Here is a 10,813-nt window from a genome sequence, read left to right as displayed (position 1 = left end):
CCGATTGTGAAGCAAAAGCGGGTAAAGGATAAACAATGAATAAATCCTTCTACAAACTTAAAAGATTTTATATACCTTGTGGTGTGCTTGTAGCTTTGATTATTTTTATAAGCTTAACTTATCATTTTTTACAACGACCTTTAGAGCTTATCTTTTGGGATAGATATGATATATCGAAATTATCTATTAATAACGAAGAGAAAAATTTTAAAACAATGAAAACTGTGAATTACTCCTACTTTCGCTAACGCTTAGAAGTAGCAGCTTCTTAACTAAAGCCAAGTATTCTTAGCTAACTCGAAAGGCTTCTTGTTTATAGCTTACGCCTAAATTTTCATATAAAATATTAAAACTTATACAAAAATCTTTCATAAATTGTTTCAGAAGTTAAAGAATTCGTTTGGTATAATTATAAAAGGGTGCAACGCTAAAGGGCTGCAACCCTTTAGCTTACCAAACAAACTTTTAACTAAACTTCTCTTCTTCTATCGATTTTCTATATTTGAAAAATTTTATTTTTTAAAAAGTATATGTTTTTTGTATTATTAATTTTTCAAGTATGTTCTTTTGGTTATTTTAACTATAAATCACAGTCCTCTTGAGTTTTTTGAAAATAAAGAAAATAGAGAAAAACTCATAAAAACCCTAATAATACACTTAAATTCTTATTTAGAGGCTGAAAATAATCTACAAAAAATCAAGATTTTAGTCAAAATATATCAAAATTTACAAAAATGTAGTCGAACTCCTGATCTTATTGACATAGAAGAACTTGAATTTAACAAAGAAGACATTTTCGAAGAATTATTTTATGCTTTAGGCGGTTTAGGAGGTATGTATTCCATAGAAATGATACAATCAAGAATTGCAAATTTCATCAAAATACTTGGCGGAGAACCTAAACTTTTATTAGAAAGATTCACAGCATAGACTTCAAAAAGAAGTCTATGTAAATAATCAATTTTAGAAAAATTAATTATTCAATAACGCAGCTTTTACTGTATCATTTGTTGCTTTGGCATATATAGCAGTAGTATTTAGATTTGCATGTCTTAGAATTTTTTGTATGACCACAAGGTTTATTCCTTTGGCTGTTAATCTCATAGCTAAAGTGTGTCTAAGCAAATGAAGTCCTTTTTTGCTGATCAAAGCTTTAGCGTAAATATTATTTACAATCAAAAAAGCATTACTTCTATTTAAATGTTTTCCTGTGCTAGTTTGCATTATGTAATCACTATCTTGGATATTTTCTTTAAAATATTCAAGCTCATCATCAACTTCTTCTTTTTTAATAAATGCAAATTGTTCTTTACCGCCCTTGCCCATTATGGATATTTTTAATATTTCATCATCAACTTCTTCAAAATCACAAAGTTTTACATTTAAAGCTTCAGAAATTCTAAGTCCTCCATAAAGCATAAGTTTTATCAGTAAAGAGTTTCTAAAACTATTATAAACTTCTTTTTTTGCTTTTTCTTTCTCTAAAACATTATTTAGCCTTATAATTTCATTTTCATTAAGATAATTTAATTTTTCTTCTGATTTTTCTGTTCTAAATCTAATTTTCTTCATATCAAAGGAAAAAATAAACAAATCATCATTATTATCACTTATAAAAGAAAAAAAGCTAGTTAATACTTTCAAATAAGTTATTTTTGTTTTTTTTGATAGTTTATTGCCATTTTTTGAATTATTTTCTAAATAATTAAGAAAATTGACTAAAAAAGTCGTTTTTATATCGTTTATTTGCATTTCATCTTGATAATCTAAAGAATATTCTACAAATTCTAGTAAAATACGCCTATAAAGTAAAAAAGTATTATTTGAATAGGATAATGCTTGAATATGTTTCAAATAAGCTTCTATCCAACGCTCTAAATCTTCACTTATTGTAGTATTTTTAAGTTTCATTTTATTTATATCCTTTTTTTATAACATAATTAAATATTATGTTATATTTATTTACTTGTGTTAATATCAAAATATATATTTTAATAGGCTTATTTTGAAATAAGATTATGTTATATATTTTAAATTATATCATAAAAATATTTATATTTTTGCATTATTTGTTTATTTATACAATTTTTTATTAATATTATGGTATAATTTATATATTTTAACAAATAAAGGATAAAAATGGAAAAAAATACAATAAATAATGAAAATATTCAAAAAAATGAAATATTAATTCCAAAAAGAGTATTATTTGATGAAAAAACATTAAAAATGATAGAAATGATGATTCCTGCTTACAAAGATGAAATTTCTAATGTAGCTAAAGAAAATGAGAAAATTAATCAAATGATTAAGCTTGCTATAGAAAAAATGTTTAAAAATGATTTTTTGAATACAATAAATAATTTTTAATTAGGTTTTTTATGAATAATGTTTTGTTACACAGAATAACTGAGAAAGGAAACATTCGCTATTATAGCATAGAAATTATTGCCACTCTATTTGAGGAATATATGGTTGAGAGAGTTTACGGAAATGTGCGTTTTAAAAGTTGCACAGGAAGAAAAAATAATGTATTCCCAAGTTTTAATGAGGCACAATTTTTTTTTGAGAAGTTAAAGAAACAAAAAATGAAAAAAGGGTATGCGTAAGTTTTTGCTCAAAAAATAAGAAAAACATTGATAAAATAGGCTTTTGAGATAAGTCTATTTTACCATGTAATTTTATTTCCAAAAAAAAGAAATGGAAAGAAAGCTTGAAAAAAGTACTTACAAGTGTGAATAATAATATTTTTTGTAAAAATTTGATATGATTTAAGAATATTAATTCAATATTAGAGAAATTCATGCCAACAGAACAGACCGATCTTGAATATTTGTTTTCTAAAGAAAGATTAGAATCTTATAATAATATTTACGAACATTTTGATAATTTAAAAATGATTGCAAGTATAACAACAAAAATAGCAATACTTGAACTAGTATTAAGAAATTTACTAGATAAACATATGAAAAAAAGATTTAGAATGGTTAAGAAATTATAACGAAGAAAACATCAAACAAAAAATAATTAAATTGCAAAACAAAGAAATATTAGATAACAATCAACTCATTTCAAGAATTTCTTTAGGGGATGTAATATTTATAATTAAACTAGAATATTTAGAGGCAAAAATAATTAATTCTTCTAATATAAATTTAAAAAATATTATACACACAACAAAGAATATTACTTTCACTATGTAAATAATAAAAAATATAAAAATAGTTTTAGTAATATAGAAAAAGCAAATATTGTTCTTAACCTTTTACTCACAATCAGAAATAGAAGTTTTCATTGGGAAAATTTATATAAAACAAAAATAACAAATCAAAAGGCTTTAGCTCCTAGAATTAGCACAAAATCACATAATACCTTTATAGGCATCAATGCTTTTTTAAGTGATTTATTAGAGAATTTTGAAAAAGATTTGAGTAGCTATTTAAAATAATATTTAAGATGGGCGATCTCGATCTGCCCTTATAATGATTTTAAATTATATCATACCAATAAAAAAATTGTCAATTTAGTTTATATTTTTAGTATTGTTCTAATATGTTGATTGTATAATAACATAATATTTAGATTTTCGTTTTAATGTGGATAATTTTGATGAAAAAAAACCGATATTTAGATAAAATACTTAATCTTATTAAAGATGAGGATAACAAACTAACTTCATTTTATAATGAGATAAGAAAGCGTATCAAAGAAGATAATTTCCAAAACATTAGTTATAGCAGTGACATAGTGTTTAATAATACTATATAATATAATAAAAATAAAGAAAATGGTAATCCATTTTTTCATTATATTAGAGCAGCAATAATGACACCTGAGCGTTTTAAAAAATTATTTCATAGTATGAATATTTCAAAAGAAATTCTCATGAAAATTCAACAAGCAGGATTTACCATTGTAACTACAAACGACCTCAATAAAAGAAAAAATTTTTATGAGGAACTAAAAAATAAAGAAATTTTTATAGAAGTTTTATAATAGAACATATTAACGATAAAGACTTTGCAAGAACAAATAGCCGAAAGCCACGCCTCTTTTGGTTAAGTGTTTTTTGTTACAATTGTATTAAGCTTAAACTAAGCGTGGTTTATTTATAATTATTTCGGTTTTTTAAGTGAGATAATCAACGAGTTTGATTATCTTGTTAATTAATTCTAAGACAAGAACTAAAATACTCATCATGCCTCCTTCTTATAACCGAAAGAGTAGCCATACTTAATACACTTTAATTATAGTATTTTTGAATGAATAAGTTTTAATGTTTTATATGAAAATTTGGGTGTTATCTCAATTCTTTCCTATAATTTGTTTTTTTCTTCATCATTATGAAAAACCATTGTTTCAATACAATTTTCTTTATAAAATTGTTTTATTTCATAATTATTGTTTGTTTCATAGAATTTAACAAGATGGGTAAAAAACTCATTCATATCATTCTTAGCAATTGCCAAAATACCGAATCCATTTTCAATTAAAATTTTATTAGCAATTAGCATTGAAGTTCTTTTATTTCCATCAAAAAATAATTGACTTCTCATAAGATATAACATCAAATCCAATGCTACTTCTTTTTTATTTTCATTTTTTAAAATTATTTCTATATTTTCACTAACCTCATAATCAATAGGTAATTTTTAACATCAGCTGCTCTTAAAAATCCTGATTTATGAACTAAATCTCTGCCTACAATCCTATTAAAGTCCTGTATCAAACTCAAACTAACTTTTTCATTAATGGTATCAAACAAATAATTCCAAGCTCTTTTAAGATTTAAAATTATTGTTAAATCTTGTATTGTTTTATCAGGAATACTAAAGCCATCTATAATCATTTGAGTTTCAGGAAAAGTAACATTTACACCTTCTAAATTCGCGGATTTCCAAATAATATCTACAAGGTTTCTTTTTGCTAAAAATATATTTTCTTCTAAAGTTAAATTTCTCATTTTAAATCTTTCCTTCATAAAAATCCGCCTTGAGTTTTAACTCTTGGCGGAAATAACCCTAAAGGCTTAACTATGAAACGACATAGCAAGCGTTTTGTGAGATTATATCTAAACTTTAGGTTTTTTTAAGTTTAAAATGGAAGTATTTTTAGCAAAACCGCAGGGGCAGAAAAGCACCTTTAAACATACAAAGACAGCAAGATTAAAAGAATTCGTTCGGTTTATAAGCGATACTTAATAAAAAGTGTGTATAATACATACTCATAAGGATATTATAGTGAGTAAAAAAGATAAAATTATTAAAGATTTAAAAAATAATCCTAACAATGTGCGCTTTGAAACGCTTAAGATTTTATTAGAAAGCGAAGGTTATGAATGTTTTAATAAAGGCGGATTACATTATCAATTTAGAAAAAAAAGAATGTGATCTTATTACTATTCCATTTAAACGCCCTATAAAGGCTATATATGTCAAAATGGTTTTAAAAGCTATAACAGGAGAATGAATGATGAAAGACTTAGATTACTATCTTAATCTACCTTATGAAATTATTATAAAAAAACTTGATGAAAAAGATGGCGGAGGATATTTTGCAAGATATAAAGATTTCCCTTATATTATGGGAGATGGTGAAAATGAAATAGAAGCCTTAAAAGATCTCAAAGAAGCATTTAAAGGAGCATTAGAAGTTATGCTTGAAAAAGGTGATTATATTAAAGAACCTATTGATAATGAAGCAAAAATTAGAATTAATATTACCTTACCTAAAAGCTTAGTAGAGGCAATAGATACAATAAGCGATAATAGAAGCAAATTCTTAGCCGATCTTGCAAATAGCGCTATAAAGTCTTATAAAATTAGCACTTAAAAATTGACATAATTAAATAAAAAAAAGAAATCCGTTTAAAACCCCTAAAAAATAGGCATTCTATAACAGAAATACTTGCAAAAATTATTAAAAAATGGTATAATTTTATTAAAAATTATGAATAAAGTAAGGAAAATTGTGCCCACTCTTTTAGAAATCAATGGCTTTAAGTTTTTCTTTTATTCAAATGAACATGAACCAAAGCATATTCATGTTATGAAAGGTAATGAATTTGCAAAAATTAATTTAGAAGATTTACAAGTTCGACTCAGCAGTTTTAAAAACAAAGATTTGTCTTTTATTCTAAAAACTGTCAAAAAACACAAACTTGAATTTGAAAGGAGATGGAATGAATACTTTAGTTAAGGCAAAGAATGTAAAATTCAATAAAGATTATCTTATTGTTTTATTAGAAGACGAACGCATAATCCAAACTCCTTTAAAATGGTACAAAGAACTTGAAAATGCAAATTTAGAAGATTTAGAAAAATGGCATTTTATCTGCGGTAATACAGGTATTGAATGGGAAGAATTGGACTGTCATTTAAGTATAGAAGCTATGCTTAAAAGCAATGTGAATAAAGTAGCGTGAAAATACAATTAAACCGATGAAAAAAGATAAAATACAAATTGCAGAACACATTTTACAAAATTGCTATTGGGGAAATACTACTATGACCCCTAGTTTTATAATAGAACATATTAACGATAAAGACTTTGCAAGAACAATTTTTAGTGCTATTTTTCAAAATTCACTTACAATGTTTGAAGATTTAAAGATTATCGATAATGAAGAATGGATAAAAGAATTTATCATTTCTCAAAACCAAAGATTAGGTTATCACAAAAGATTTTATTACGAAGAAAGACTTGATGAGCTTATCGCACATTATGGCATAAAAGATGCGGGAAAAAGAAGAGAAGTATATCCAGTTATATAAAACCTAAGATAAAATTCTTGATCTAGTTGCAAAAGAAAATTTAGATTTTTACCTTACAGGCGGAACAGATTTGCAAAGATTTCATTATAATCAATTTAGATTTTCTGATGACTTGGATTTTTTCTTGATTAACAATGGAATTAAAAATCATACTCCAAAAGAATTTAATGATTTTATAAGTATGTTACAAGATAATAATATAGATTTTAAAATAAAAGTTTCTAATCAATATTTTACTCAACTTTATATCAAAGAAAATAATCTCAAAATAGATTTAGTTAATGATTATGTATTTCACGAAAAAAACGATTATGTAAAACTTGAAAATGGTTTGCTTATAGACAGCATACAAAATATCTTTGTTAATAAGTTAGAAACTTCAATTTCTAGAGATGAACCAAGGGATTTGTTTGATATTTATACCATTTTGACAAATAATAAAATGGATATTGAAAAAAGTTTTGATATTTTAATTAAAAAAAACTAATATGGATCCAAAAGATATTATTAATAAATTAAAAAATATTAAAATAGAACAAATTCAATATAATAAAATTTAATACAAAGAGCGATTTTATTTTAAAAGATTTTTTACAAAATTTTCACAAAACCATTGATAAAAATTTTAAGTGAATAAAAAAAGAACCCCGTTAAAACCCCTAAAAATAAGCATTTTATAGCATAAATACTTGCAAAAATTATTAAAAAATGGTTTAATTTTATTAAAAATATAAATAAATTATTGTTGAAAGGAATAAAGATGGATAAAGCGCGCTTAATTATTTATTTAGCAGTATTTGCATCTATCGTTAGTGTTTTAATAACTTGTTGTCTTTTATATCTAATCAGAGATAGGTTAAGCAAATTGTATCCTAAAAATACATTATTGAAAATCAAGAAGTTTTTAAAAGAGAATGTTAGAGTTGTTAATCGCCCATTAGATATTAATAACTCATCAACTTTTGAAAGTGATTATATTAATGATCCAAAATATAATTTTATGATAGGAAATATATACCATTAATCGCCACTAAGCCTAGTTAAAACTAGACTTAGTGCATTATTATTTATAAGTATCATTTATTTTTTCATTTCTTTCTTTAATAGCAGTTCCTGTTTTTTTCTCAACTGCACCTACTGCTTTTTCTACATCAAATGCTAATCTATGTGATTCAATTTTAGTAGGAGCATTTCTTGTTTTCAAGAAACCTTGATAAATCATCTATGGCTTTATTGTGATCAGTCATAGTGCCTTTTGGATCATAATAATTATGTTTTGATTGATCGTGTAATCCGTTTGAATTGACATTAGAATCCACTCCTGCATAGTGTGATAATCCTTGCATATCCCCTCTTGCAGCCATATTTTCAACAGCATTCACAGCAGAAGCCACATTTTCTTTATTAACTAATAGCCTTGAACGATAGATGAACCGCCATCATAACCCACTGAATTATTAAGCGTTTTAGCTTCATTATAGCTATCCATAGAACTTTTGATGCTAGCAGAATTTGTAACATTTCCTGTTTTAAGAAGATTATTAAATGAAGTATTTGCATCTCTATTTTTGCCAATTTCATTAGAAAGGCTTTCGTTGAAGGTTTTATTAAAGGTTTCTTGTTGATTTTCGCTTAGTTTTTGATACCAATCTTCAGATTCTATTGAATTTGTAGTTAAACTACCTCCTATTTGACCACTTGCTTGAGCATTTGCTTGATTCCCCCCTTTATCACCGCCTTTGTCACCAAAGCCAAGACTAAAACCACCACCAAGATTACCGCCAATTTTTCCTTCCATCACATCTTGATCAGCTTGTTTTACATCCACACCTGTTGCTTTGGTGATAGCATTTCTATCATTTTCTGATAAGGCTAAGCTATCTCCTTTACCACTAGCAACTTCTAAAGCTCTTTGAGATAGGTTAGAATTTTGAATCGCATCACTTAGAGCGTGTTGTCTAGTTTCTAAATTGCTTGCAGTCATACCAGCATTTAAACATTTAATAGAAGCATTACCTATTGAACCATTAGCATTAATTACAGCAGAACTTCCTGTTATATTATTTTTAACTAATTCGCCACCATGTTGCATATCTCTTATTCCTACAAAACTTCTACCACCTACACCAAACGAAGATTGAAGAGTATTATAACCTGCACCCACAGCCCAAACTTCATCTCCTCTAGGAGCGGCTATACTTGTTTGTGTAGATAAGGCTTGCTGATTTGCAAAGCTTCCAGCAGCTCTTGAAGCACCTGTTAGGGCTTGAGATAATCCAGAAGCAAAACTCACAAATCCTTGCTCACTTGCTTTAGCTATGGCATAAGCTAAAACAGGAGTACTCATCGCAAGATAATTCATGAAATTTGATCTACTTGCTACTTCTTTAAAGATAAGCATATTATCTCCTAAGCTTAAAGCTGCTTTTCCACCTGTTATTACTTGTGCAACTTTCATGAGATTGTAATCATTTAGATAATTAATGATACAAAGAATAGGAGTCCAAAGCACTATCCAAATACATAGAGTAAAAAACATCTTAATTATGAGCGTAAGAGCCAAACACAATAGAAAGCAAAGCAACAAGCCAAGACAAACCTATGATAATGGCTGTTAAATAAGCTTTAGATAAAGGCAAATAAGTTTGTGCCAAGTGTCCTTGTGCTTGCATACTTGCATAAAATTGCTGATCCACAGAAGCAGGATTTAATTCTACTGATTTAGCCGTATTAATGATTGCATCTTGAAAAGCAAGCATCACCATAGATTGTTACAAATAAGATCTAGCACTCACAGCTTGTTCGTTATAGATTTGTGCAGCGCCTAAGAACTTTTACTCATAATTTGTCATATCATCTACCATACCAAGCAAAGCAGCATGAATTTTCATAGCTTCATCTGTATCTTTTTTAATCATTTCAACGATTTGAGAACCTGCATCAGAACAAGGCACAACACTTTGTTCTTCAACATTATTGTTATTTGTGAACAAAGGAGTAAGCTGAGAGCCATTGCCTATGTTTGTGAAAAGATCTTGCATCAAATTATCAGAGTTTTGAAAAAGATTTCTACCTTGTTGATTAAGCAAGATACCTACTGAAACGCAGTTTCTAAAGTAAAAATCAATATTTTTTTTATAAAGTCGCATCAATAGCCGAAAGCTTTACGCTTGGCAAAGTACTCATCACTTGAAGTGAAAAATCTAAACCTGAATTAGAAAAATTTGTAGATTGTGGAGTTGAAAAATGTTTTTTCATAGCTTCTAGAATAAGTCTTTCAAATTGTGTCATTAATGCAAAGCTTTTTCCTATACCTATAGGAATTTGAGAAATGACATAATCTTTGCTAGTGACTTCATCGTGAATCATGAAGCGGTAATTATTGTCATTTGGTGCTTTTAAAACATGTACCACACTACAGCAAAAAGTACAAACATTTTTCCAAGTTCAAACACAGGACTTGTTTGTCCATCCATTGCTTTTTTGATACTAAAAAGTAATAATGAAATAGCTAAGGCTGCATTAACGATATAACCTGTTTCAGTGGTTATTCCTTTAACAGCTTGCATGATTTCATTCATTACATCGCCATAACCCCAAGATAAATTAGATTTCCATTAGCTATTTCAGTTGCACCAAATAAAAATGAAGGTGCAAAAAAACAAAGTGCTAAGGAATAACAAGTAAAATCTTTCATAAATTGTTTCAGAAGCTAAAGAATTCGTTTGGTATAATTATAAAAGGGTGCAACGCCAAAGGGCTGCAACCCTTTAGCGTTAATTTACCGCCCAGAAGGGAGGTGTTAAATTGCTAAACAAAATTATAGTAATAATTATACTACTTTGTATAATTATAGTCAAGTGTTATTAATACTTGATTTCCCCTTTTAAAGGAGAGCTATAATTTTCCCTTTGGCTTACCAAACAAACTTTTAACTAAATTTCTCTTCTTTCTATTAAATTTCTATATTTTTTTATATTTTTTATTTGAACTAAATAATAAACTTAACAAGATTTAAATTTACTAAATCTACTATCTTT

15 protein-coding genes and 2 pseudogenes are annotated in these 10,813 nt (G+C 26.8%); 13 read left to right on the top strand and 4 right to left on the bottom strand.

Going from position 1 to position 10,813, the window contains the following annotated elements; all coding sequences use genetic code 11:
• The first annotated feature begins 35 nt into the window (after positions 1-35).
• Positions 36-248, top strand: coding sequence for a hypothetical protein (locus tag H2277_RS08305; RefSeq protein WP_337201858.1), 213 nt, complete (start codon positions 36-38; stop codon positions 246-248).
• Positions 249-582: 334 nt separating this feature from the next.
• Positions 583-930, top strand: coding sequence for a hypothetical protein (locus tag H2277_RS08300; RefSeq protein WP_337201860.1), 348 nt, complete (start codon positions 583-585; stop codon positions 928-930).
• Between the two features lie 42 nt (positions 931-972).
• Here H2277_RS08300 and H2277_RS08295 read toward each other — a convergent pair whose 3' ends face one another.
• The gene (locus H2277_RS08295) at positions 973-1,911 is read right to left on the bottom strand and encodes a tyrosine-type recombinase/integrase (RefSeq protein WP_337201857.1); all 939 of its coding nucleotides are present in this window, start codon (positions 1,909-1,911) and stop codon (positions 973-975) included.
• 228 nt (positions 1,912-2,139) lie between these two features.
• Between H2277_RS08295 and H2277_RS08290 the strand changes: the two genes are divergently transcribed.
• The 4 genes from H2277_RS08290 (at position 2,140) to H2277_RS08275 (ending at position 3,996) form a co-directional block, all read left to right on the top strand.
• Positions 2,140-2,370, top strand: a complete 231-nt coding sequence (locus H2277_RS08290; protein ID WP_337201856.1) for a hypothetical protein — start codon at positions 2,140-2,142, stop codon at positions 2,368-2,370.
• Between the two features lie 11 nt (positions 2,371-2,381).
• Positions 2,382-2,609: a WGR domain-containing protein gene (locus tag H2277_RS08285; protein ID WP_337201855.1), complete on the top strand. Its 228-nt coding sequence runs from the start codon at positions 2,382-2,384 to the stop codon at positions 2,607-2,609.
• Positions 2,610-2,803: 194 nt separating this feature from the next.
• A complete protein-coding gene (locus H2277_RS08280) occupies positions 2,804-3,001 on the top strand; it encodes a hypothetical protein (RefSeq protein WP_337201854.1) in 198 nt (65 codons plus the stop codon).
• An 824-nt stretch (positions 3,002-3,825) separates the two neighbouring features.
• Positions 3,826-3,996, top strand: a complete 171-nt coding sequence (locus H2277_RS08275; protein ID WP_337201853.1) for a hypothetical protein — start codon at positions 3,826-3,828, stop codon at positions 3,994-3,996.
• Positions 3,997-4,316: 320 nt separating this feature from the next.
• On the opposite strand, the gene H2277_RS08270 is transcribed toward H2277_RS08275, so the two are convergent.
• Together H2277_RS08270 and H2277_RS08265 are read right to left on the bottom strand one after the other, a co-directional pair.
• On the bottom strand, positions 4,317-4,577 hold the full coding sequence (locus H2277_RS08270; protein ID WP_337201852.1) for a hypothetical protein: 261 nt from the start codon (positions 4,575-4,577) through the stop codon (positions 4,317-4,319).
• A 38-nt stretch (positions 4,578-4,615) separates the two neighbouring features.
• The gene (locus H2277_RS08265; RefSeq protein ID WP_337201851.1) at positions 4,616-4,963 is read right to left on the bottom strand and encodes a hypothetical protein; all 348 of its coding nucleotides are present in this window, start codon (positions 4,961-4,963) and stop codon (positions 4,616-4,618) included.
• 277 nt (positions 4,964-5,240) lie between these two features.
• Here H2277_RS08265 and H2277_RS08260 point away from each other — a divergent pair.
• From H2277_RS08260 to H2277_RS08230, 7 genes and pseudogenes are all read left to right on the top strand, one after another.
• A pseudogene (locus tag H2277_RS08260) lies at positions 5,241-5,469 on the top strand (type II toxin-antitoxin system HicA family toxin).
• Positions 5,470-5,472: 3 nt separating this feature from the next.
• Positions 5,473-5,832 carry a type II toxin-antitoxin system HicB family antitoxin gene (locus H2277_RS08255; protein WP_002779573.1) on the top strand — a complete coding sequence of 120 codons (360 nt, stop codon included), beginning with the start codon at positions 5,473-5,475 and terminating at the stop codon, positions 5,830-5,832.
• Positions 5,833-5,970: 138 nt separating this feature from the next.
• On the top strand, positions 5,971-6,198 hold the full coding sequence (locus H2277_RS08250; protein WP_337201850.1) for a DUF4160 domain-containing protein: 228 nt from the start codon (positions 5,971-5,973) through the stop codon (positions 6,196-6,198).
• The gene (locus H2277_RS08245; RefSeq protein ID WP_087703711.1) at positions 6,182-6,424 is read left to right on the top strand and encodes a DUF2442 domain-containing protein; all 243 of its coding nucleotides are present in this window, start codon (positions 6,182-6,184) and stop codon (positions 6,422-6,424) included. The genes H2277_RS08250 and H2277_RS08245 overlap by 17 nt, the downstream gene beginning before the upstream one ends.
• A 16-nt stretch (positions 6,425-6,440) precedes the next feature.
• Positions 6,441-6,773 (top strand): hypothetical protein, encoded by a 333-nt coding sequence (locus H2277_RS08240; protein ID WP_233908110.1) that lies wholly within the window; start codon positions 6,441-6,443, stop codon positions 6,771-6,773.
• A 13-nt stretch (positions 6,774-6,786) separates the two neighbouring features.
• The gene (locus H2277_RS08235) at positions 6,787-7,260 is read left to right on the top strand and encodes a nucleotidyl transferase AbiEii/AbiGii toxin family protein (protein WP_337201859.1); all 474 of its coding nucleotides are present in this window, start codon (positions 6,787-6,789) and stop codon (positions 7,258-7,260) included.
• Between the two features lie 273 nt (positions 7,261-7,533).
• Positions 7,534-7,797 carry a hypothetical protein gene (locus H2277_RS08230; RefSeq protein ID WP_337201849.1) on the top strand — a complete coding sequence of 88 codons (264 nt, stop codon included), beginning with the start codon at positions 7,534-7,536 and terminating at the stop codon, positions 7,795-7,797.
• Between the two features lie 39 nt (positions 7,798-7,836).
• Here the strand turns inward: H2277_RS08230 and H2277_RS09330 are convergent.
• A pseudogene (locus tag H2277_RS09330) lies at positions 7,837-10,456 on the bottom strand (conjugal transfer protein TraG N-terminal domain-containing protein).
• Positions 10,457-10,813: the final 357 nt, after the last annotated feature.

Source organism: Campylobacter sp. W0014 (assembly GCF_020135975.1).
Lineage (GTDB): Bacteria > Campylobacterota > Campylobacteria > Campylobacterales > Campylobacteraceae > Campylobacter_D.
This window is presented reverse-complemented; position numbering and strand designations above follow the sequence as displayed.